22 protein-coding genes and 2 riboswitches are annotated in these 22,618 nt (G+C 38.4%); of the genes, 14 read left to right on the forward strand and 8 right to left on the reverse strand.

The window, feature by feature from the left end:
- The first annotated feature begins 2 nt into the window (after positions 1-2).
- From phaZ to panF, 6 genes are all read left to right on the forward strand, one after another.
- Positions 3-914, forward strand: a complete 912-nt coding sequence (gene phaZ / locus C9J31_RS11740) for an intracellular short-chain-length polyhydroxyalkanoate depolymerase (RefSeq protein WP_107950520.1) — start codon at positions 3-5, stop codon at positions 912-914.
- Positions 898-1,629, forward strand: coding sequence for a 3-oxoacyl-ACP reductase FabG (gene fabG, locus C9J31_RS11745; RefSeq protein WP_107950519.1), 732 nt, complete (start codon positions 898-900; stop codon positions 1,627-1,629). Before phaZ ends, fabG begins: the two co-directional genes overlap by 17 nt.
- An 18-nt stretch (positions 1,630-1,647) precedes the next feature.
- Positions 1,648-3,114, forward strand: coding sequence for a class I adenylate-forming enzyme family protein (locus tag C9J31_RS11750; RefSeq protein WP_107950518.1), 1,467 nt, complete (start codon positions 1,648-1,650; stop codon positions 3,112-3,114).
- 169 nt (positions 3,115-3,283) lie between these two features.
- Positions 3,284-3,799 carry a DinB family protein gene (locus C9J31_RS11755; protein ID WP_107950517.1) on the forward strand — a complete coding sequence of 172 codons (516 nt, stop codon included), beginning with the start codon at positions 3,284-3,286 and terminating at the stop codon, positions 3,797-3,799.
- A 338-nt stretch (positions 3,800-4,137) separates the two neighbouring features.
- On the forward strand, positions 4,138-4,401 hold the full coding sequence (locus C9J31_RS11760; RefSeq protein ID WP_054768095.1) for a YhdT family protein: 264 nt from the start codon (positions 4,138-4,140) through the stop codon (positions 4,399-4,401).
- Positions 4,401-5,846 (forward strand): sodium/pantothenate symporter, encoded by a 1,446-nt coding sequence (panF, locus tag C9J31_RS11765; RefSeq protein WP_107950516.1) that lies wholly within the window; start codon positions 4,401-4,403, stop codon positions 5,844-5,846. Before C9J31_RS11760 ends, panF begins: the two co-directional genes overlap by 1 nt.
- A gap of 138 nt (positions 5,847-5,984) precedes the next feature.
- Here the strand turns inward: panF and C9J31_RS11770 are convergent, their stop codons facing one another.
- A complete protein-coding gene (locus C9J31_RS11770) occupies positions 5,985-6,359 on the reverse strand; it encodes a nucleotide excision repair endonuclease (protein ID WP_107924328.1) in 375 nt (124 codons plus the stop codon).
- A gap of 481 nt (positions 6,360-6,840) precedes the next feature.
- Positions 6,841-6,950, forward strand: a riboswitch (SAM riboswitch).
- 103 nt (positions 6,951-7,053) lie between these two features.
- Here C9J31_RS11770 and metA point away from each other — a divergent pair.
- Entirely contained in the window at positions 7,054-7,992 is a 939-nt protein-coding gene (gene metA / locus C9J31_RS11775) for a homoserine O-acetyltransferase MetA (RefSeq protein ID WP_107924327.1), read from the forward strand.
- 273 nt (positions 7,993-8,265) lie between these two features.
- Here the strand turns inward: metA and C9J31_RS11780 are convergent, their stop codons facing one another.
- From C9J31_RS11780 to plsY, 6 genes are all read right to left on the reverse strand, one after another.
- Positions 8,266-9,396: a GerAB/ArcD/ProY family transporter gene (locus tag C9J31_RS11780; protein WP_107950515.1), complete on the reverse strand. Its 1,131-nt coding sequence runs from the start codon at positions 9,394-9,396 to the stop codon at positions 8,266-8,268.
- Between the two features lie 33 nt (positions 9,397-9,429).
- Positions 9,430-9,663 carry a hypothetical protein gene (locus tag C9J31_RS11785; RefSeq protein ID WP_107950514.1) on the reverse strand — a complete coding sequence of 78 codons (234 nt, stop codon included), beginning with the start codon at positions 9,661-9,663 and terminating at the stop codon, positions 9,430-9,432.
- 6 nt (positions 9,664-9,669) lie between these two features.
- Positions 9,670-10,866, reverse strand: a complete 1,197-nt coding sequence (locus C9J31_RS11790) for a Ger(x)C family spore germination protein (RefSeq protein ID WP_107950513.1) — start codon at positions 10,864-10,866, stop codon at positions 9,670-9,672.
- A 22-nt stretch (positions 10,867-10,888) separates the two neighbouring features.
- Positions 10,889-12,439 carry a spore germination protein gene (locus tag C9J31_RS11795; protein WP_054768423.1) on the reverse strand — a complete coding sequence of 517 codons (1,551 nt, stop codon included), beginning with the start codon at positions 12,437-12,439 and terminating at the stop codon, positions 10,889-10,891.
- 139 nt (positions 12,440-12,578) lie between these two features.
- Positions 12,579-12,869 carry a HesB/YadR/YfhF family protein gene (locus C9J31_RS11800; protein WP_107950512.1) on the reverse strand — a complete coding sequence of 97 codons (291 nt, stop codon included), beginning with the start codon at positions 12,867-12,869 and terminating at the stop codon, positions 12,579-12,581.
- An 18-nt stretch (positions 12,870-12,887) separates the two neighbouring features.
- On the reverse strand, positions 12,888-13,490 hold the full coding sequence (gene plsY / locus C9J31_RS11805; RefSeq protein ID WP_107950511.1) for a glycerol-3-phosphate 1-O-acyltransferase PlsY: 603 nt from the start codon (positions 13,488-13,490) through the stop codon (positions 12,888-12,890).
- 432 nt (positions 13,491-13,922) lie between these two features.
- Between plsY and parE the strand changes: the two genes are divergently transcribed.
- From parE to C9J31_RS11840, 7 genes are all read left to right on the forward strand, one after another.
- Positions 13,923-15,899 (forward strand): DNA topoisomerase IV subunit B, encoded by a 1,977-nt coding sequence (gene parE, locus C9J31_RS11810; protein WP_107926870.1) that lies wholly within the window; start codon positions 13,923-13,925, stop codon positions 15,897-15,899.
- Positions 15,896-18,325 (forward strand): DNA topoisomerase IV subunit A, encoded by a 2,430-nt coding sequence (parC, locus tag C9J31_RS11815; RefSeq protein WP_107950510.1) that lies wholly within the window; start codon positions 15,896-15,898, stop codon positions 18,323-18,325. Before parE ends, parC begins: the two co-directional genes overlap by 4 nt.
- A gap of 138 nt (positions 18,326-18,463) precedes the next feature.
- A riboswitch (TPP riboswitch) is annotated at positions 18,464-18,575 on the forward strand.
- 247 nt (positions 18,576-18,822) lie between these two features.
- On the forward strand, positions 18,823-19,818 hold the full coding sequence (locus C9J31_RS11820; protein WP_107950509.1) for an ABC transporter substrate-binding protein: 996 nt from the start codon (positions 18,823-18,825) through the stop codon (positions 19,816-19,818).
- Positions 19,819-20,112, forward strand: a complete 294-nt coding sequence (locus tag C9J31_RS11825; RefSeq protein WP_054768421.1) for a thiamine-binding protein — start codon at positions 19,819-19,821, stop codon at positions 20,110-20,112. It begins immediately after the preceding gene.
- The gene (locus C9J31_RS11830) at positions 20,109-20,882 is read left to right on the forward strand and encodes an ABC transporter permease (protein ID WP_107950508.1); all 774 of its coding nucleotides are present in this window, start codon (positions 20,109-20,111) and stop codon (positions 20,880-20,882) included. The genes C9J31_RS11825 and C9J31_RS11830 overlap by 4 nt, the downstream gene beginning before the upstream one ends.
- Positions 20,857-21,606, forward strand: coding sequence for an ABC transporter ATP-binding protein (locus C9J31_RS11835; protein WP_107950507.1), 750 nt, complete (start codon positions 20,857-20,859; stop codon positions 21,604-21,606). The genes C9J31_RS11830 and C9J31_RS11835 overlap by 26 nt, the downstream gene beginning before the upstream one ends.
- Positions 21,596-22,345: a TatD family hydrolase gene (locus C9J31_RS11840; RefSeq protein WP_107950506.1), complete on the forward strand. Its 750-nt coding sequence runs from the start codon at positions 21,596-21,598 to the stop codon at positions 22,343-22,345. Before C9J31_RS11835 ends, C9J31_RS11840 begins: the two co-directional genes overlap by 11 nt.
- A gap of 32 nt (positions 22,346-22,377) precedes the next feature.
- Here C9J31_RS11840 and C9J31_RS11845 read toward each other — a convergent pair whose 3' ends face one another.
- Positions 22,378-22,557: a hypothetical protein gene (locus C9J31_RS11845; protein WP_054768419.1), complete on the reverse strand. Its 180-nt coding sequence runs from the start codon at positions 22,555-22,557 to the stop codon at positions 22,378-22,380.
- Between the last annotated feature and the right edge of the window lie 61 nt (positions 22,558-22,618).

Here is a 22,618-nt window from a genome sequence, read left to right on the forward strand (position 1 = left end):
CAATGCTTCAAAAAGTTCAACTATCGAATGGGGAATGGATTTCATATCGAAAACGTGATGGCGGGTCACATGTTTTATTATTGATTCATGGCAATATGACTTCTTCTAAGCATTGGGATGTATTAATGGAATCTTTAGATGCTAAATACACGATTTATGCCATCGATTTACGAGGGTTTGGTGGTTCATCTTATCGTCAGCCAATCACTTCTATCAAAGATTTTAGCGAAGATGTAAAGCACTTTGTTGATGCCATTCAGTTAAAACACTTCAGCATGATTGGCTGGTCAACAGGTGGAGCTGTATGTATGCAGTTTGTCGCAAATTATCCAGGCTATTGTCAGCGACTTATTTTACTGGCCTCGGCTTCCACGAGAGGGTATCCATTTTATAGCGATTTAGGTACAGGCAATCAAGCAGCTTTAAAGAGAGCTTCCACTTATCAAGAGGTACTAGTAGATTTGTCCAAAACGAAATTAGTACAAGGCTTCTACGATACGAAAAATGTGGAAGGCTTGCAGTCTATTTGGAATGCACTGATTTACACGCATCAACAGCCTGAACCAGTCCAGTATGAGGCTTATGTAGAGGATATGCTTAGTCAACAAAATCTTGCAGAGGTGTACCATGCATTAAACATTTTCAACATAAGTGCAATTGATAATGAGATAGCAAAAGGGACACATGAAGTCCAGCATATCCAAATTCCTACACTCGTCTTAAGGGGAGATCGTGATTACGTGATTACAAAACAAATGAACGATGAAATCATGCAGGATTTAGGTCCATGTGCAGAGTTTAGAAGTTTAGAAAATTGTGGGCATTCGCCATTAATTGATGATTTACTGCAACTTACTTCGAAAATAGAAACTTTTTTAGAAATTGGAGGACAGAATTATGCGCTTAAGCAATAAAGTAGCCATTATAACGGGTGCTGCAAATGGTATTGGATACGCCGCTGCAGAACGTTTTATAGAAGAAGGGGCACACGTTTTCATAGCTGATTTTGATGAAAAAGCGGGTGCCCAAGCTGCAAACAAGCTTGGTAATCAGGCTTATTTTGTGCAAACGAATGTCGCCGATAGGGAAAGCGTTAAAAGTTTAGTCGCCATTGTCGTCGGGCAAGCTGGTCGCATTGATATTTTAGTCAATAATGCAGGCATTACACGTGATGCTATGCTCATCAAGATGACAGAAGAGCAGTTTCAGCAGGTGCTTGATGTCAATTTGTCAGGTGTTTTTCATTGTACACAGGAAGTCATCCCCCATATGATTGCAGCCGGTCATGGAAAAATCATCAATACGTCTTCTGTTAGTGGGATTTACGGAAATGTTGGACAAACAAACTATGCTGCAACGAAGGCAGCTATTATCGGGATGACAAAAACTTGGGCAAAGGAGCTAGGGCGAAAAGGCATCAATGTTAACGCTGTGGCACCAGGCTTTACTGAAACCGAAATGGTTAAGAAAATGCCAGAAAAAATTCTTGAACAAATGCGCTCTATCGTACCGTTACAGCGTTTAGGAACGCCTCGGGACATCGCAAATGCCTATTTATTTTTAGCATCTGATGAAGCATCCTATGTACATGGTCACACGCTTCATGTGGATGGCGCGATTATGATGTGATAAAGGAGGGCGTTCAAAATGTTTGTGGAGCAAGCATGGATATTAAAACGTGCCTCTTTAAGTCCTACTCGATTAGCGTTAATTAACTTAGAAACGAATGAACAGTGGACATATCAACAATTAGCCAATGAAATTGCAACTTGGAGTCACTTTTTTGAACGCCAAAAATTGCAACAAGGAAGTCGAGTAGCAATCTTTGCACGGAATAATATATCTCTCTTTGCCATATTATTTGCTTGTGGGTTAAGGGGACTCATTTATGTACCGTTAAATTGGCGGATGAGTCTGGAAGAATTACACCATATAATGACCGATGCTGCACCATCTTTAGTTCTTTACGATCAGGACCTTACCTGTCCACTGAAATGGAAAAATATGCAACCCATTCAACAACCTATTGAACCTGCTACTTTTCCTAATGTTACGCAAATGGATACTAACGACCCTTGGCTTATGATTTACACAGGTGGCACAACAGGAAAAGCGAAAGGAGTTGTCCTATCATTCAATTCAGTTAATTGGAATGCTATCAATACGATCATTAGCTGGGGATTAAATGAAGATGATTGCACATTAAATTATATGCCCATGTTTCATACAGGTGGTATAAACGCCTTATGTATTCCTTTGCTCATGGCGGGTGGTACAGTTGTTATTGGCGATAAATTCGAAGCAGAACACGCGCTAACTGCTATCAATCAATATCAAGCAACAATCTCTCTTTTTGTGCCGACTATGTATCAGGCGATGATTACAACGAAGTACTTTCAAGAAGCTAGTTTTCCAACAGTAAAAGTGTTTTTATCAGGAGGTGCACCATGTCCCCATCCAATCTACGATGCCTTTTTTAAGAAAGGGCTTTACTTCAAAGAAGGATACGGATTAACGGAAGCAGGGCCGAATAATTTTTATATTTCTCGCGAAGTAGCCTATAGAAAAAAGGGTGCCGTTGGTAAAAGTATGCAGTTCAATGATACGAAAATTGTGAATGCAATGGGAAAAAATTGTGCAACAAACGAAGTGGGCGAGTTATATGTTAGAGGGCAGCATATGTTTAGGTTTTATTGGAATAATCAGCTTGAAACAGAGAAAACCATTCAAGATGGTTGGTTAAAGACTGGTGATTTAGCCATGATGGATGAAGATGGGGATTACTATATTGTCGGTAGAAGTAAAGAAATGATTATTAGTGGTGGTGAAAATGTCTACCCACAAGAAGTGGAACAATGTATATTACGGCACCCATTCGTGAAAGAGGTTGCGGTTATCGGTGCACCAGACGATTATTGGGGAGAAATCGTAACAGCGTTTATTGTGTGTACGCATCAAACAGCTATTATTTTAGAGGAAATAAGGGCACTATGTAGGGAATCTTTAGGGCGTTATAAGATGCCTAAAAAATTTGTTTTCCTCGATGAATTACCCAAAACAATTGTTGGGAAAATTGATAAAAAAGCATTACAATTCTACTTTGAACGTTCTTAAGTCATTGATAGGCCAATTAAAACTGCTTTACTTGGCATCAATAGTTCGTATATTTATACAATGAATGCTAGCAGAATAGGTAAGGAAAAAAAGGGATATTTCCTCATCGTAGAGAATATATACAGAATAGGAATTTAAGTTCGCACTTTGTGATGAAGGGAGAAATCTTGTGAATATATTAGTAAATGACCAACTAGACGAAACGAGAAATAACCTCTTAACGGAGATTACTTTATTAAGTGATACACAATTTAATAGTAAGCCTGACATGAATATGTGGAGTATCGCACAAGTGTGCCATCATTTAGTTTTAGTAGAACAAGCATCTCTAAAGGCTATTGCGTGGGGCTTAAGAGATGGGGAGAATGCAAAAAAAGAACGTAAAAAAATAGAGTTATTAATGTTGAATAGAACGAAGAAGATTGATGCCCCAAAAATCGTTGAGCCAGACTCAGGTCCATTTGAAGTTCAGCAAATAATCGATGTGTTACATGAATCGAGGCATAAATTGCAGACTTTTCTTAGCACAATAAAAGACCCATCCATTTTAACGGAAAAATCAGTGAAGCATCCGGCTTTAGGTGACCTATCTCTTGATCAATGGATTGAACAGATTTATTTGCATGAACAGCGACATATAGAACAAATAAAAGAGATAAAATTACTTGTAAATGCAACAAGTTAGCTGATGCTTATTGCTAAAGCACAGTAAGGTTTGTGCATATGTCAGACTGTCTATAAATACCCCGAGAGTTTCATCTCTCGGGGTATTTTGTCGTTTTTGAAGGTAGTTGAATTAAGCAATACAAGTTGATTGGAGAGGCAGGCGCGACACTCCTGGAGGAACAGCACGTGCGGAAAATCTATTTTTGCGAAGACCCGACGCAAAAATTACTTGGAGCCGTGCCTGTGGAAAGTGAGCGTTAGGAACGGAAATAGCGGTTTCTAACTATTTATTATTCCACAAAGCTTCCCATAATACGTGTATATCAGTAAAATAGAGTAGGTTAGGGGGATATAATTTTGAAAGATCAACGATTTAAAATTGCGCATCGAGAGGCGCTCATTGGCATTGCACTCGTCATTGTCAATTTTGCTATTTGGTACGGCTTTGCGTACGGTCTTGGTGCTGGAAATCCAACTAGTTATACATATGTTTTGGGATTCCCAGCGTGGTTTTTCTACAGCTGTATGGCAGGAACTATCTTTATGATTGTGCTTATCTGTGTTGTCATGAAACTCTTTTTCAAAGAGGTTTCATTTGATGATGAGGAGGTGGATGAATAATGCATTGGCAAGTCATTTTTCCACTTTTCATATTTTTAGTTATTATTTTTGGTATCGGGATATGGTCGAATAAGCATGTACGCACATCAAATTCATTTTTGCAAGAGTATTTCCTCGGCGGTCGTGAAATGGGGGGCTTCATCCTCGCGATGACCATGATTGCCACGTACGGTAGTGCAAGTAGCTTTATTGGAGGACCAGGTGTGGCATACAATAAAGGTCTTGGCTGGGTACTATTGGCGATGGCGCAATTACCAGCGGGTTATTTTGTACTGATGATCTTAGGAAAGAAATTTGCCATTATCGCTAGACGTTATCAAGCCATTACCTTAATTGATTTTTTACGCGAACGCTATAAAAGCCATGTCATCGTTATTTTATCTGCTATTAGTATCATTGTCTTTTTATTTTCTGCGATGATGGCACAGTGGGTAGGTGGTGCGCGTTTAATCGAATCACTAACTGGTTTAAACTATACAGCAGCGCTTTTTATTTTTGCGGTTTCTGTTTTAGTTTATGTAATCATAGGTGGTTTCCGTGCGGTGGCTTTAACTGATACGGTACAAGGGTCAATAATGGTTATAGGGACAGTCATCTTACTTATTGGGACAATCGTCGCCGGTGGTGGAATAGATAATATTATGTCATCACTTATCGCTGAAAACCCTAAACTGGTGTCTCCATTTGGAGCAGAAGGAGAATTAACGCCATTATACGTTTCAACATTTTGGATTTTAATTGGTGTAGGAGTGGTTGGGCTCCCACAAATTGCTGTTCGTGCCATGAGTTATAAAGATTCAAAAAGTATGCACTTAGCCATTATTATTGGCACTATTGCCATAGGGACGATAATGTTTGGTATGCATTTAATTGGTGTCTTAGCGCGACCAGTAATTCCGGGTATCGATATTGGTGATAAGGTGATGCCGCTACTGACTTTAAAAGTATTACCACCGTTTCTAGCAGGAATTGTGTTAGCAGCTCCAATGGCGGCAACGATGTCGACGGTCAATGCTTTGCTTATGCTAGTCAGCTCAACTGTTGTAAAGGATATTTATTTAAACTATGTCAAACCAACAGCAAATGATGCGGAAATTAAACGTGCTAGCTTTATTGTCACAACGGTTATTGGTTTAGCTGTAGTTATATTTGCATTAAATCCTCCAGATTTACTCGTATGGTTGAATTTATTTGCCTTCGGGGGATTGGAAGCAGTCTTTATATGGTCAGTGGTTCTTGGACTGTATTGGAAAAAGGCAAACAAGTACGGGGCTATTGCCTCGATGATTACTGGTATGACCTTGTATATTGTCATTGATCGTTTTTATCCGTCGGTGTTTGGCATGCATACCGTAACAATTCCAATTATTGCTTCATTCATTGTTTTTGTTGTTGTAAGTCTATGTACAGCACATAAATTTAAACATGAAAAACTATTTATTTAGTAGACAACGCCGTAAATGTTCAAACTACGACGTTGCTTATTTTATAAGGCAAAGGCAAATAAACTTATTAAAGGAAAAAATCTATACCTCTGTAATAGAGAAAGGGACTTACTCAACATTAGAGGAAGTCCCTGTTTTTTATTCAAAAAATACTTTATCTAGGTTATACTTTGCACGGAATGTGTTGATTGCATATGTTTCGTAAATTTCACGTTCCATAGGATCTTCAATTTCATACACTTCAATTTTGAAAATTTCATCGCGGTATTTCTTCATAGGAGATACATTGTCTTCAAAGTGTTTTTTAATACGTTGACGAATTTTACGCGCTTTCCCTACATATAAAAGCTCATTTTTCTCATTGTAGAAAAAGAAAATGCCACCTTTTTCACGTGTAATTTTATGGAAGTCGATAAATCCATGGTAAGGCGTAATTGGCACATCACCTGGTTTTAACACTTGCTCGCGCTGACGAATTACTAAATCTGGTTTTGGTAGTTCAATTTTAATCAAAATATTCACGTTCCTTTCTGTTACATAAGGTATATCTTAACATAATTCATACGTGGTAGCTATTATCAATTTCACATATAGCGAAATGCTATAAGCAATGTTATTTAATTGAGTAAAGGTAGTATGAGCAGAATAGCAAAAAAATTAACGTAAGCGTGAAAATATTTAGCAGCAGTGTTATGACACGAATGACCATCATAGCGAAAAATTCGAAAAGCGCTATGCATACTAATCGAATTGAAAGCCAGCATCGAAACATGTTGCTGCAACATATCGGCAATATGTTCAGCATATATTTGTGCAAACATCTGCGTGAAATATACTAAAAAACTACTACCAAGGCTGTAAATTAAATCATCACATTGCGTGTAAGTATAAGTTATCAACGTTTTTAAATAAAATAAAGCATCATATAAACGAAATATTCTATGTATTATTGAAATTCTTAATTGTTCATGTTACAATTCTTTTTAATTAAATAATCTTATCAAGAGAAGCTGAGGGATTTGGCCCTATGACGCTTCAGCAACCTCTAACTTAGTTAGAAAGGTGCTACTTCCAGCAAAGGATTCTTCCTTTGAGAGATAAGAGTGAACGTGATGAAATATCCTCCTCATTCTTGCTCTTATGGAATGAGGGGGATTTTTTGATTTATATAGACAGAGAACAAAATAAATGAAATGGGGAATGCAACATGCCAATTAATATTCCGAAGAACTTACCAGCTGGAGAACATTTACGTGAGGAAAAAATCTTCGTTATGGAAGAGGACCGCGCAAAAACACAACAAATTCGTCCGTTAAATATTTTAATTTTTAATTTGATGCCTGAAAAAGAAAAAACAGAGCTCCAATTACTGCGTTTATTAGGTAATACACCTTTGCAGGTAAATATAACATTTTTAAATACGGCAACCCACGAGTCAAGGAATGTCAGTAAATCACATTTACAGTTATTCTACTCAACCTTTAAAGAAATACGTCATCGTCGTTTTGATGGCATGATTATTACGGGTGCTCCTGTTGAAAAAATGGCATTTGAAGAGGTGAATTATTGGCAAGAAATTTCAGAAATAATGGATTGGTCGAAGAAAAACGTGACTTCTGTGATGCACATCTGTTGGGGTGCTCAGGCTGCACTCTACCACCATTATGACATCGGCAAATTTGAACTACCCGAAAAATGCTCAGGTGTATATTCGCATGTGATTACAGATTTAACAGTGGATTTAGTACGAGGATTTAGCGATTTATTTACGGCTCCACATTCACGGTATACTTCCGTATCGATTGATGAAGTACGCAATCACCCAGATTTACGCTTACTATCCTATTCTGAAGAAGCGGGCGTCTTTATCGTCCAATCAAAAGATAATAAAAATATTATGATTACAGGTCATCTGGAATATGATGCCACAACCCTTGCTGATGAATATAGTCGTGATGTAGCTAAAGGATTGAATATAGCGGTACCTGTTAATTACTTCCCGAATGATAATCCATCGCATGAACCAATGAATACATGGCGAGCACATACGCATTTATTATTCTCAAACTGGCTAAATTACTATGTTTACCAAGAAACACCGTATGAATGGGATTTTGCAGAAGATCATATCGAATTTCACATTTAATGTGAGTCATGTCAACTGAATCTTGAAAAAAGGCCCAAGTGCTCATTTATAAAACTGAGCACTCGGGCTTTCTTTTCTTATGGACGTTTGAGAAGATGCTCATTTTTATTAAAACAATACTTTCAGCTATCCTAAAAGCAGTTAACCCCAAAAAGACGCTCGATTACGGTTTATCAAAATCTACAATGTCACCGATAATCTCGAGAGCAGCGCAAGTATGTTGCAATAGAGAACTAGGGAGGGCAGATAAATTGTTGGAGACATGAAAAGCAATTATGGTGGACTTTCATTTTTCGATTGGTTGTCGGTTTCTTGTGGCTTAATTTTTCGAAATTTAGCGATAAAAAGTAATAGTAATGGCAGTAGAATGGCGATCACTGATGAAAAAAGTGGCCAGACTTCCTTATTGTAATTATTAGAATGAACAATATTGGGATGTACAATTTGTGAAAGTACAATGATAATCATTCCGAGTGGTAAAATTAACGGACGATGATCTTTTATTTTCAGAATTTGTGCAATGCCAATGACAGAGGCATAAAAGTACATAAATGTTCGAATATAAATAGAGCAAATCCACATGAATGCCATTACAATCTCTATTCTCTGTAAAAAATTCCCTATGGATATTCTTTGAGCTAGTGCGTAGCTTGGATATGCACGTTGTGATGTATTTGTTGGACCAAGGACAAGTATAGATAAAGTAACGATCGTAATCAGCACTACACCACCAATAATTGTGCCAATATAAAATCCTTTTTGAGCTGATTTATGCACATTAATAGCAGAGGGGAAAATCATTAGTAGCACAACCATTGGAAATGAAAAAATACTCATAAATGAAATGATACTAGCAACCAATGATTTGGAACTGGCTTCTAAAACCGGCTGAATATTTTCGATCTTAACCTCTGGAGAGATACAGAAAACAAATACAATAAAAATAAACATGAACAAAGGAAATAGTATTTCAGCTGAACGTGCAAAGACTTCTATCCCTAAGTATGTAGCAAATATAATAATGATACTGAATAGAAGCGCGAATGACATGTTCGGTGTCTCAGGCATTACTTCCGTTTTCATAAAAATCCCAATGAAATATAATAATTCGCCTGCTGAAAGAAAGGTAAGTATGATAAAACCAATGGCCGTAAATTTACCGATGAATTTACCTAATATTTTTTCATTAGCCTCCACAAAAGTTAAAGTAGGGGTCCTAGTGGCTACAGAAATGAAAAGTTTGACGAGTAATAAGCTTAAAATAACACCTAGCGTTGCCACGATCCACGCATCTTGCTTTACGTCTTTTGAAATACTCGCTGGAATAATCAATATACCTGTACCGATTGAGTAGAGAAGGGTAATGATTGTAAATTGCCTTGCACTGATTATTTGTTTTTCCATAAACAACCACCCTCTCTTTTCAATGAGTAATATTTATTGGAACAGTCGAATGATTGACTCTCTGATGGGTTTAAAAATAAAAGCAATCCAGTCTGCTGGACTCGGTAAGGGCACATTTAAAGTAAGGGCAATATTTAAAGCTGTTCCAATTACAAATAAAATTGAAAATGCAATAATGGTTTTCGTTTCTCGTTTTTTCATTAGCGGTGGGAGGACAAAATATGCAATAAGGGAAGCACAAATTAATATGCCTAGCGTTATAAACATCGATTATTACTCCTTTTCTTTGTGTAATAATGAATTTTGCATAGTCCCTAAACCTTGTGTAGCCACACGAACGTCGACTTTGATAGCCAACTCTGGAAATATTGTTGACCAATCATTTTGAATTTCATTCCATTTTTTCGCATCTTCCCGATGAAGGACTTCACCAAATCCTAAAATGTCTAACTGATAATTTTGTTGAATCGTGTTAAGTGTTTTTTGAATGTGATCTTTGATCAATTCTGCCGTTTTGTTATTAATGTACTGAATCGTTTTGTTTTCTGTTAGATTAATATCGCATTCGACCTCACCAACATTTTGTTCTACATCAATTTGAACGTTAATTTGTGGTGTGCTATTTTTAAATTGTCCTTTAACCTTTGTTGTAGAATTTGTAATTTCCGTTGTTAGTTTTCCTTGTTTTGGGCAAGCAATAATTTCAACCGTGCTATCAATTTTTCCATTTAAAAAATTAAAGCTTCTACTTTCTTCTTCTGTTAAAATTCCCACTAATTTATCCTTTTTAAATACTGCTAAACCGATATAATTCAAGATGACGGGCGTTTTAATACGTTGGACATTGGTTTGATTTATACCTAATTTTGTATCTCCTTCTATTTCAATCGCTGTTAAAACAGCACTTTTTGTATTACTGCTAAGCGTATTCACTAATTCATCTATACTAACAGATAATGTAGAGCCCCAAGCCTTTTGTGAGACTTTAATAGAATTTAGCATTTTATTTGCTGGTATTTTTTCGATGGGTGTTAGGACATTTAACACTTCTTTTGCAGTTGATTTATGGGAGACAATAACATCAAAATCGTTTCTAAACTCATGGTCACGTGCGATAAAATCTAATGTATCATTTATGCCATCAGCGGCTAATTGTTCCCCTAAAACGACTACTTGCAGATGCGCAAAATAGGCCTTTCTTGGTGTCAAGGTTGTCATTTTTCTAATCGCTTCAAAAGCAGTTTTGCCTTTGGCATGGTAGGTCACAACCGGTGATCGACCACTTGAAGGTTGTTTGGTTGAAATCTCACTAGGATCGACCACTTGAACAGATATTTCATATTCATCGTCTACTTTGTCAACCCCTAATGCAACGACAATGGCTAATTCATTTAACTCCCGTTTACTCCAGCAACCACTTAATAATAAAGTAAGCATGCATAGTAAAAATAAAGTCTTTATTTTTGGCATATTTGACTTCCTCATTTGCAGGTTAATCGGTATTTCTCTTTTTGTAAGCACTATATTTATGTCCGCGAGTAGTATTATTTTTACTTACTAAACGAGGTCGAGATAATAAAGAACTACGCGGAAACAATACCATTGCATCTTTTTGGTCTTTAAGAATTAATGGCGCAAAAGGACTCAGATATGGAACGCCGAATGAGCGTAAACTACATAGGTGAAGGATAATGATCATAATGCCAAACATTACCCCAAATAACCCAAACATTGCTGCAAAAATCATTAGTGGGAAGCGTAAGACACGAACAGTGTTAGACAAGCCATAAGCAGGGAACAAAAAACTACAAATAGCTGTTAATGCCACAATAATAACCATTACGGCAGAAACAACTCCGGCTTCAACAGCAGCCTGTCCTATAACGAGTGTGCCTACAATGGATACTGCTGGTCCAATGGTTCGAGGCATTCGAAGACCCGCTTCTCTTAAAACTTCAAAGGCGATTTCCATGATGAGTGCCTCGACGACTGCAGGAAAGGGAACACCCTCTCGCTGTGAAGCAATACTAATCAACATGGGCGTAGGTAACATTTCTTGATGAAAGGTAGTAATCGCCACATAAAGGGAAGGTGCTACTAGAGCTAGACTAATACCAAAAAATCTTAACATGCGTATAAGTGAACTAATCGTCCAATGCTGGTAATAATCTTCAGCTGATTGTAAAAACGATGTAAATAACGCGGGCACAATGAGGACAAAAGGTGTGCCATCCACTAAAATTGCCACTTTTCCTTCTAGTAACTCACCGGCAATTACATCAGGACGTTCTGAGTTATAGATCAAAGGGAACATAGAAAATTTAGAATCCTGGATAAAATCCTCGATATAACCGCTCTCTAATATGCCATCAATATCGATTTTATCTAAGCGGGCGAGCACCTCATCAACAATTTTGTCATTTGCAATGCCATTGATGTACATAATAGAAACATCGGTTTGTGTCACTTCTCCAATAATCTTTGTTTTAATCCAAAGATTCGGGCTTTTAATCTTACGACGAATTAAAGCTGTATTCGTACGCAGTGTTTCAGTAAAGGATTCTCTAGGTCCTCTAATAACAGATTCGGTAGAAGGTTCTGCAACCGCTCGATCTTTTGCGCCTTTTGTACTTGCTGAGAGACCTGTGACTAACCCATCAAATAATATAATTGTTTCACCATTAAGGATGGAACTGTACAATGTTGAATAGTTTGAAATATCTCTAACATCGCAAATGGTTAAACAATTTTTCTTTAAGTATTCGTTGGCTTTTCCTAATTGAACTTCAGGTATATCTTCTAATTCCAGCATAAGCGTTTCCATGATAAAGTCAGTAATAGCAAGAGTATCGGATAGGCCATCTATAAAGATAAGTGCGATAGACTGTTTCGCTGTTTTGCCTATAGTAATTTCGCGGACAATAATGTCATCGCTATTGCCAAGTGTTGTCATTATGGCTTGAATATTATCCGAAAGAGAAGTAAATAGTGGCAGCTTTGTTGTATTTGGTCGGGAGGTGTCGTTATTCTCAAAATTAGGCATTTTTATTCCTCCTCCATCATTAAACATTGACTAGTAAGAGGATGTGCAAATTTATTAACAGATAAACAACTTTGGAAATTAAAGCATCAATAAGATAGAAAAAAGTGTTTCCCTTCAATTTTTGAAAGGAAACACTTTTTTATTTTATATATGCGTACTTTAACTCATCCATTGCTGGATCGATATCTACCTGTAAGTTGTGATCATTAAAGAACCATAAATCTTTGTCTTCGATGTAGTAGGTGATACCCTCTATTACCGATTGTACACCTATCTCTATTGGTTCCTCACGTGTCATACCGAGGGAAAAGCCTTCATGGAATGGACTTGATCCTCCATATCTTGCGTAAAAACGAATTGTATCGCCGGTTTCAACTTCCATCTCACGTTTAAACCATTGCAGCGCATTGTCTGTTAATGTGATATTCATGTTGTACCCCTTTCTTCGTTACAGCCATTTCACCTTTGGTTCAGTACCATTTTTAATACGAGAAATATTTGCACGGTGACGATAAACAATAAAGCTAAATAAAAACGCTACTAAAATACTTAACGCAACATCTCCCATAACAAAATAATAGACGATTGCATAAATAAGTGCTACTAAAGCGGCAATCATTGAAGTTAGGCTCACAATCTTCGTTAACTTTAACGCTAAAAAGAACGTGATAAATAGTAAGATAAATAATGGCCAAGTATACCCAAGCAATACGCCTGCAGAGGTTGCAACCGCTTTTCCTCCACGGAAACTGGCAAAGACAGGGAACATATGCCCTAAAACTGCTACAATACCAAGAATCAATGAGTGAATTGATACTTCAGAAAACACAGGTAGTGTCACTAATAATACAGCTGCTGTTCCTTTTAAAACATCCATTATCGTTACGACTAAACCAGCTTTTTTTCCTAAAATGCGGAAGGTATTTGTAGCCCCTAAGTTACCGCTACCATGCTCGCGGATATCTGTTTTATAAAAAATTTTACCAATCCATAACCCCGAAGGTATAGAGCCGATTAGATAGGCACATAAAATAATAAGTCCATTTAGCATAGGTGGACTCCTTTCATCCTTAATATATCACTTGGTACTAATAGTATGTAATAAGTATTTTACACTTTTTCTCACTATTCTACAATGTCATGAAGGAGATTTCATCACGAGCCTTGAATTCAATAACAAAAGGAAAATATTTCTTGATGATCGTAAGTTGTATATCATCGGCTTGAGGTATAATAAGATAAGTTATTTTGTCACAATCTATATAAATTAACTTTTGTTCTTTTTAAAATATAGGTAAAATGGCAATTTTGTCAATCACACATTCCTTTGGTAGAATAGAAGTCTATCTTTAATTTCCAAGCGAGGCTTAAATATAAAAAATAAATTTATTTGTGCCTGTTACTAGCTATTGACAGGAAATGCTATTATTATTAGGAAGAGAACGTAATCAGAACATGCGTTTGTTTTTTGGAGGGGAATCTTTTGGCGAATAAACAGTCACCTAGCGTCTATAATGATGACGCCATTCAAGTATTAGAAGGATTAGAAGCGGTACGAAAACGACCCGGCATGTATATCGGTTCTACAGACGGCCGAGGACTTCATCACCTAGTTTATGAAATCGTGGATAATGCGGTGGATGAAGCACTCGCTGGCTTTGGTTCTCATATCATTGTCACAATTCACAAAGATCAAAGCTTAAGTGTTCGAGATTTTGGACGTGGAATGCCAACAGGTATGCATAAAATGGGGAAACCTACTCCAGAAATAATTTTCACCGTGCTTCATGCAGGTGGTAAGTTTGGACAAGGCGGCTATAAAACGAGTGGTGGTTTACATGGTGTAGGTTCATCTGTTGTAAATGCCTTGTCAACTTTTTTAGAAGTAACGATTCATCGAGATGGCAAAAAATATCAACAACGTTTTGAAAACGGTGGCCATCCCGTGACAACGCTTGTAGAAATTGGTCAAACAAAACAAACAGGCACAAACGTACATTTCCTACCAGATGACACAATTTTCTCAGTCACAAAATTCAACTATGATACACTTGCAGAACGTTTACGTGAGTCTGCGTTTTTATTAAAAGGCTTAAAAATTGAATTAATCGATGAACGCGAGGAAGGTAAAAGTGATGTTTTCTACTATGAGAACGGCATTGAAGCTTTCGTTGCGTATTTGAATGAGGAAAAAGATGTACTCCATCCCGTGAAGTATGTAGAAGGTATCCAAGATGATATTGAAGTAGAGTTTGCCTTCCAATACAATGACGGCTATTCAGAAACGATCTTGTCGTTCGTGAACAACGTCCGTACACGTGATGGCGGAACACATGAAACCGGTGCTAAAGCTGCATTGACACGCGTTTTTAACGAATATGCACGAAAAATAGGCTTACTTAAAGATAAGGATAAAAACCTTGAAGGAACCGATATTCGTGAAGGATTAGCGGCGATTGTCTCCGTTCGTATTCCTGAACATTTACTGCAATTTGAAGGGCAAACAAAAGGCAAGCTTGGTACAAGTGAAGCTCGTTCAGCCGTTGATTCTGTAGTTTCTGAGCAGATTTTATATGTTCTTGAAGAAAATGCAGAGCTCTCTGCTTCTCTGGTCCGTAAAGCCATTCGTGCTCAGCAAGTGCGTGAAGCGGCGCGTAAAGCACGAGAAGATGCGCGTAACGGCAAGAAAAATAAAAAAGCTAGTACCATTCTGTCAGGTAAGCTAACGCCAGCTCAGTCTCGAAATGCTGCTAAAAACGAATTGTATCTAGTCGAAGGTGATTCAGCTGGCGGTTCGGCTAAACAAGGTCGAGATCGTACGTTCCAAGCGATTTTACCATTACGAGGTAAAGTCATTAACACGGAAAAGGCCAAGCTCCAAGACATTATGAAAAATGAAGAAATTTCAACAATCATTCATGCGATTGGCGCTGGTGTTGGCACAGATTTCTCCGTTGAGGATTCAGCCTACGATAAAGTGGTAATTATGACCGATGCCGATACAGATGGTGCGCATATTCAAGTATTGCTATTAACGTTCTTCTATCGTTATATGCGACCACTAATCGAAGCAGGGAAAGTTTTCATCGCACTGCCACCTCTTTATAAAGTATCCAAGGGTACAGGTAAAAAAGAGGTGATTGCATATGCATGGACTGAAAATGACTTGCAAAATGCCATCAAAAAAGTAGGGAAAGGCTATATTCTTCAACGGTACAAAGGACTTGGAGAGATGAATGCCGACCAACTGTGGGATACAACAATGAACCCAGAAACACGTACATTAATTCGTGTGACGATCGAAGATGGAGCACGGGCTGAGCGACGTGTGACAACATTAATGGGCGACAAGGTAGAACCACGTCGTAAATGGATCGAAGCAAATGTAAACTTCGGTATGGAGGATGATTCGAATATATTAGACAATGAATTCATCCAACAAGAGGAGGACCAAGCATGAGTAGTACGGAAAAGTTTCAAGATTTACCATTAGAAGAAGTAATGGGTGACCGCTTTGGTCGCTATAGTAAATATATTATTCAAGACCGCGCGTTGCCTGATGCACGTGACGGTCTAAAACCTGTACAAAGACGTATTCTGTTCGCCATGTATACAGAAGGGAATACACATGAGAAACCATTCCGTAAGTCGGCTAAAACAGTCGGTAACGTTATCGGTAACTACCACCCACATGGTGATAGCTCCGTCTATGAAGCAATGGTTCGAATGAGTCAGGATTGGAAAGCGCGTCATATGTTGATTGAAATGCACGGTAATAACGGTTCGGTCGATGGAGATCCACCTGCAGCGATGCGTTATACAGAAGCAAGACTTTCTGCCATTGCGGCCGAGATGCTACGGGATATTGGCAAAAAAACTGTAGAATTTGTGCCAAACTTCGATGACCAGGATATGGAGCCTACTGTGTTACCTGCACGCTTTCCAAATTTGCTTGTTAATGGCTCGACAGGGATTTCTGCTGGTTATGCTACTGATATTCCACCGCACGCGCTTAACGAGGTCTTAGATGGCGTTTTAATGCGTTTAGATAACCCGAAATCAACAGTCGATGAACTCATGACAGTCATCAAGGGGCCAGATTTCCCAACTGGGGGCATCATACAAGGTGTAGATGGTATTAAAAAAGCGTATGAAACCGGGCGTGGTAAAATTATCGTACGTGCTCAGGCTGTCATTGAACCACTAAAAGGGGGCAAGGAGCAAATCGTTATCACCGAATTGCCCTATGATGTCAATAAAGCGAATCTTGTGAAAAAAATTGATGAACAACGTGTCGATAAACGACTTGAAGGCATTGCAGAAATCCGTGACGAATCTGATCGTACAGGCTTACGCGTTGTCATCGAATTAAAAAAAGATATACCAGGACAAGGTATTTTACATTACTTATTTAAAACAACGGATTTGCAAGTAGCTTATAATTTTAATATGATTGCCATTCATAATCGACGTCCGACGATGATGACATTGCCCTTGCTGCTTGATGCATACATAGCGCATCAAAAAGAAGTTGTCACAAATCGCTCTATTTATGATTTACAAAAAGCAAAAGAGCGTTCTCACATTGTGGAAGGGCTTATTAAAGCGCTATCCATTTTAGATGAAGTGATTGCGACCATTCGATCATCCAATGATAAGCGTGACGCTAAAACGAATTTACAAGTGAAGTTTGACTTTACAGAAGTACAATCTGAGGCGATAGTAAGTTTACAATTATATCGTTTAACGAATACAGATATCACAGAACTTCGCCATGAACAAGATGAACTAAATGCACTAATTGCAAAGCTTGAAGGTATTCTTAACAGTGAAGCAAAACTAGTGCGTGTCATAAAACAAGAGTTACTCGATATTAAAAAGCGCTTTACTGAACCACGTCGTTCAAAAATCGAACGTGAAATTGAAGAAATTAAAATAACATTAGATGTACTTGTCCCAAGTGAAGAAGTAGTTGTAACAGTAACGAAGGATGGCTATATTAAGCGTACATCTACACGTTCTCATGCTGCCTCCAATGGTCAAGATTTCGCCATGAAGGATTCCGATTATTTATTGTATGAGGAAAATTTAAATACGCAGCACCATGTGTTACTTTTCACAAATCGAGGCAATTATATTTATCAACCCGTGCATGAATTACCGGATATTCGATGGAAGGACCTTGGCCAGCATATTTCAAGTATAGTGCCAACCAATGAGGATGAATCCATTATTGCGGTATATGGCTTCGAAACATTTGAACAGCCAAATACCTATATTTTAACGGCGACCAAAGATGGACAAATTAAGCGCTCACCGCTAAGTGATTATGCGGTAACTCGTTATTCTAAGCCTATTAAAACGATGAATGTCAAATCCGGCGATGAAATGATTTTTGCGGATCTTGTGACAGACGAGGCAGAATTATTATTAATCACAGATACGGCCTATGCGATTCGCTTCCCAATTGAAGAATTGCCTGTAACGGGGGTGAAAACAGGAGGGGTGAAAGGCATAACGCTGAAAGAGGGCGAAGCTTTAGTAGGTGTAACGATATTAAAGCCAAGTGACACGGAATATGTTGTGATTGTGACACAGCGTGGGGCAGTGAAGAAAATGAATGTCGCTGAGGTAGATATAGCCAGCCGTGCAAAACGAGGGCTAAAAGTATTAACCGAGTTAAAAGCAAATCCTCACCGTATCGTCTCTGTTACTCGAGCTACGGATGAAGAGCAAATTGTAGTGGAAACTGAAAAGGGTGTGCAAGAAGTGATTGATGTGAAAGGGCTAACACGCTCAGATCGTCATTCGAATGGCTCCTTTAAAGTTGATATAGCTACTGACGGTGCAATTGCCCATGTTTTAAAGGCAAAAAATGAAAAATAGCTAAACAATCAAGCCCATGTTCTTTTTCGAGAACTGGGCTTTTTTTGATTTATTAATTAACAATAAAATCTCTATGTAATTAGAGCCTTGTCATTTGCTTAGAGATATGGGTATAATAGTCCTCGAAAAGTTCATATGTTAAGAATGTAGGGGGGCTGGTAGTTGCCAGCTGAGATTGTGTCCGTTCAGACGCTGACCCTTTGAACCTGATTTGGCTCGTACCAGCGTAGGGAACATCTACTCAAAAATATAGTACTATTATTTTTTGATACCGATTTCAAACGTCTGGGATGACTCCTGGGCGTTTTTTTATGTCTTGGAGTTATCCTGCAACATGCACGAGTCGCATTAACACGCTTGAAAATGCAGATACACATCTTACTTTCATTTCGAAATTGTCAGCGCCTTTTACATAAAAGGGACGAGTACGTTTTTCAAATGGTGATGACAGCATTCAAACATGAACACTTTCACACTACTTACTGGGAGGATTCAGCATGAAGAAATGGTTATTGATCCTTGTTGCAGCACTATTAACATTAGTCGGCTGTAACGCTCAAGAGGACAAACAAGAATCGAATTCATTAAAAAAAGTATCAGTCGTACTTGACTGGTCACCTAATACAAATCACACAGGACTTTATGTGGCTAAAAAGCTTGGTTACTTTGAAAAACAGGGCTTAGACGTAGATATTCTATTACCTGGCGATGCAGGAGCCGATCAGCTTGTTGCATCTGGCAAGGCTGAGTTTGGCGTAAGCTACCAAGAGTCGATTACACAAGCACGCGTGCAGGATGTACCATTAGTATCGATTGCAGCCGTTATTCAACATAATACGTCAGGTTTTGCGTCACTTGCTGCGCATGGTATTACATCACCAAAAGATTTTGAAGGAAAAACGTATGGCGGTTGGGGGGCTCCTCTTGAACAGGCGGTATTGCAATCATTAATGCAAACAGAGAATGCAGATGTCAATAAATTAGATATGGTCAATGCCGGTGATTTAGATTTCTTTACCATGATGCAGAAAGACATTGATGTTGCTTGGATATACTATGCTTGGACAGGGATAGAAGCGGAACTGCGTGGTGAAAAGCTCAACATGCTGTACTTAACAGACTATAGTGAACAGCTTGATTATTATACACCAGTACTTGCAACAAACGAAAAAATGATTGCGGAGAACCCGGATACGGTAAAGGCATTTGTTGCGGCCGCAGCAAAGGGCTATGAATATGCCATCAATCAACCGAAAGAAGCAGCTGATATTCTACTAGAAGCGGCACCAGATTTAGATAAAGAGCTTGTACATAAAAGTCAGGAATGGCTAGCAGACAAGTATCAAGATGATGCCGCACAATGGGGTGAACAAAAATTAGCCGTATGGAGAAACTATGCTGATTGGATGACAAGTAATAATGTTTTAGAAGGTGAATTCAACCCAGCAAAGGCATTTACAAACGATTTTTTACCAACTAAGGAGGCAAAGTAAATGGCAAATTCATTAATCAGTGTACAAATCATACCGAAAACTGAAAAATATGAGGACGTTATTCCTTTTGTTGACGCGGCGATCGCTGTTATCGATGCTTCAGGAGTAAAATATGAGGTACATCCATTGGAAACGACAATGGAAGGTGAACTCTCTACTTTGCTTCAAATCCTAGAAGAAATGAATAGCAAGATGATTGAGCTTGGGGCAATAAACGTTATTACACAGGTGAAAATTTTATATCAGCCAACAGGTATTACGATGGGGACGTTGACGGAGAAATATCGTCCATGATTCAGGCAATAAAACAAGGGAGGACGATTATTTTTATCGTCTTCCTCTTATTCATATGGGAACTAATTGTTCAATTTGCACAAATTCCACAGTGGCTGTTACCTGCACCGAGCGCCATTATAATAGAAGCAGTTCAATCCTATAAAGCATTTTTACCACATGTCTTTGCTAGTGTACAGTTGGCACTCTTAGGTCTTGCCATTGGGATAATCTTTGGGTTAAGTGTTGCTGTATTGTTACATCGTTCGGCTATGATTCGGGAATTATTTTATCCCATCCTGATTGTGTCACAAAATGTACCAGTGCTTGTACTGGCGCCACTATTAATTATCTGGTTTGGCTTTGGTTTGTTGCCGAAACTCATTATTATTTGTCTGGTTTGCTTTTTCCCAATTGTGATTGCGGCTATGGACGGATTTCGCCAAACCTCACCTGAGCTAAAACACTATTTTGAGATGATTGGTGCAACCAAGGCACAAACATTCTGGAAACTTGAATGGCCCTATGCCTATCCAGCTATTTTCTCAGGCATAAAGATTGCGGCTACGTATAGTGTTATGGGCGCTGTTATTGCAGAGTGGCTTGGTGCTAAAAAGGGCATCGGTGTCTATATGACACTTGCACAATCTTCTTTTCGTACGGACCGTGTATTCGTGGCCATTTTTGCCATCGTTTTATTAAGCTTATTGTTATTTAGTGGCATTCGTGTGCTCGAAAAGCTCGTTGTGAAAGGGAGGGGACTACATGCTGAACATTCAAGGCATTCATAAATCATTTGGCTCACTGCAAGTCATTAACAACTTATCTTTTGAAGTAAAGGAAGGTGAATTTGTTGCGATTATCGGCCCGTCTGGTAGTGGAAAAAGTACCCTCTTTCAATTAATTGGAGGTATTTCCGCCTTAGATGGGGGGGCAATTTTGTTAGACGAAGAAGATATACAGCTAAAAAGAGGAACCATCGGCTATATGCCTCAACAGCCCTGTTTACTCCCTTGGCGAACGATTTTAGAGAATGTCACGATTGTAGAGGAACTACAGCAGCAACCACATATCGAACAAGCACGGGCATGGCTAGAAAAGGTAGGACTCGCACAGTTTGAAAATGCTTATCCCAATGCACTATCTGGAGGCATGCAGCAGCGTGTATCATTTATTCGAGCAATCGTTAGTGATAAACCTATTTTATGCTTAGATGAACCGTTCTCAGCGCTTGATGAGTTTACAAGACTAGAAATGCAAGCATGGCTGTTATCTATTTGGGAACAACACCGAAAATCGATTTTGTTTGTCACACATAATATCGAAGAAGCTCTTTTTTTAGCAGATCGTATACTCGTGTTAACAAAGCGTCCTGCTACTATCAAGGAGGAAATGATCGTGCCGTTTGAGAGACCTCGTTCAGAGGGAATTCGACATAGTGCAAAATTTTATGCGTTAAAACAACAGTTATTTAACTATTTAAAAGAAGAAAAGGACGATGCTTATGTTGATTGATGCGCATATTCATTTAGATCAGTATGAGGAACATGAAATTGGGTTCTTACTGGCACAGGTTAAGCATGTAATGGCTGTTAGTACAGACTTAGCCTCTTGTCAAAAAACATTAAGCTTGTCGCGTGCCTATCCTAATGTTAAAGCTGCTTATGGCTTTCATCCAGAACAAGCTTTACTGAGTGCTGAAGAAGAAGAGGCGCTTTTCACTTGGATTCGTCTTCATGCAGAAGAGATGATAGCTGTCGGTGAAGTAGGACTTCCTTATTACTTAAAGCAAAAAAATGACGTCGATTATACACCTTATATTTCGTTATTAGAACGATTTATCGTACTAGCGAAAGAACTTAAAAAGCCAATTGTATTACATGCCGTTTATGAAGATGCCTCAATTGTTTGTGATCTCCTTGAGAAGCATGGCGTAACCCATGCACATTTCCACTGGTTTAAAGGCAATGACGAGGTCATTCAACGTATGATACATAACGGTTATGTTATTTCCATTACACCAGATTGTACGTATGAAACGGAAATTCAACAATTGGTTAAAAAGTACCCACTTGAGCTCATAATGGTGGAAACAGATGGACCATTGCCATTCGAAGGTCCTTTTACAAATAAACGGACATCCCCGCAAATGATGCACAAATCGATAGAGGTCATTGCGACATTAAAGGGTTTATCCGTTCAAGAAGTGGCTTATAGGCTTACTCAAAATACGACAGCCTTTTATAATCTATAAAAAACACAAAAAAGCAACAGCGTATAGAGCGACTACTCGTCTACATGCTGTTGCTTTTTATACTTTGTAAAATTACGGTCGATGGATTCCCGTTTCGTTTTTGTTACACGTTCATGTGTACTGAACGTGGCAGACTGACGATTTTTCTCGACATCCTTACCTTTCGTACGTTTAATATGCATTCGTTTCTTTTTAGCGCCAGATTGTGTCATTAGTAACTACCTCCAACTGTCTTTACCATAATAGTACCCAATAGGGGAGAAAAAGTAAAAC

Source organism: Lysinibacillus parviboronicapiens (assembly GCF_003049605.2).
GTDB classification, from domain to species: Bacteria; Bacillota; Bacilli; order Bacillales_A; family Planococcaceae; genus Lysinibacillus; species Lysinibacillus parviboronicapiens.

What these genes read in the sequence shown, in the direction of transcription:
- C9J31_RS11825 (WP_054768421.1), top strand. Translation starts at nt 19,819, where the DNA reads ATGGCAAATTCATTAATCAGTGTACAAATCATACCGAAAACTGAAAAA.
- C9J31_RS11795 (WP_054768423.1), bottom strand. Translation starts at nt 12,439, where the DNA reads ATGCCTAATTTTGAGAATAACGACACCTCCCGACCAAATACAACAAAG.
- metA (WP_107924327.1), top strand. Translation starts at nt 7,054, where the DNA reads ATGCCAATTAATATTCCGAAGAACTTACCAGCTGGAGAACATTTACGT.
- C9J31_RS11835 (WP_107950507.1), top strand. Translation starts at nt 20,857, where the DNA reads ATGCTGAACATTCAAGGCATTCATAAATCATTTGGCTCACTGCAAGTC.
- phaZ (WP_107950520.1), top strand. Translation starts at nt 3, where the DNA reads ATGCTTCAAAAAGTTCAACTATCGAATGGGGAATGGATTTCATATCGA.
- C9J31_RS11830 (WP_107950508.1), top strand. Translation starts at nt 20,109, where the DNA reads ATGATTCAGGCAATAAAACAAGGGAGGACGATTATTTTTATCGTCTTC.
- C9J31_RS11750 (WP_107950518.1), top strand. Translation starts at nt 1,648, where the DNA reads ATGTTTGTGGAGCAAGCATGGATATTAAAACGTGCCTCTTTAAGTCCT.
- panF (WP_107950516.1), top strand. Translation starts at nt 4,401, where the DNA reads ATGCATTGGCAAGTCATTTTTCCACTTTTCATATTTTTAGTTATTATT.
- C9J31_RS11790 (WP_107950513.1), bottom strand. Translation starts at nt 10,866, where the DNA reads ATGCCAAAAATAAAGACTTTATTTTTACTATGCATGCTTACTTTATTA.
- fabG (WP_107950519.1), top strand. Translation starts at nt 898, where the DNA reads ATGCGCTTAAGCAATAAAGTAGCCATTATAACGGGTGCTGCAAATGGT.
- C9J31_RS11780 (WP_107950515.1), bottom strand. Translation starts at nt 9,396, where the DNA reads ATGGAAAAACAAATAATCAGTGCAAGGCAATTTACAATCATTACCCTT.
- C9J31_RS11840 (WP_107950506.1), top strand. Translation starts at nt 21,596, where the DNA reads ATGTTGATTGATGCGCATATTCATTTAGATCAGTATGAGGAACATGAA.
- parC (WP_107950510.1), top strand. Translation starts at nt 15,896, where the DNA reads ATGAGTAGTACGGAAAAGTTTCAAGATTTACCATTAGAAGAAGTAATG.
- C9J31_RS11820 (WP_107950509.1), top strand. Translation starts at nt 18,823, where the DNA reads ATGAAGAAATGGTTATTGATCCTTGTTGCAGCACTATTAACATTAGTC.
- C9J31_RS11785 (WP_107950514.1), bottom strand. Translation starts at nt 9,663, where the DNA reads ATGTTTATAACGCTAGGCATATTAATTTGTGCTTCCCTTATTGCATAT.
- plsY (WP_107950511.1), bottom strand. Translation starts at nt 13,490, where the DNA reads ATGCTAAATGGACTTATTATTTTATGTGCCTATCTAATCGGCTCTATA.
- C9J31_RS11845 (WP_054768419.1), bottom strand. Translation starts at nt 22,557, where the DNA reads ATGACACAATCTGGCGCTAAAAAGAAACGAATGCATATTAAACGTACG.
- C9J31_RS11800 (WP_107950512.1), bottom strand. Translation starts at nt 12,869, where the DNA reads ATGAATATCACATTAACAGACAATGCGCTGCAATGGTTTAAACGTGAG.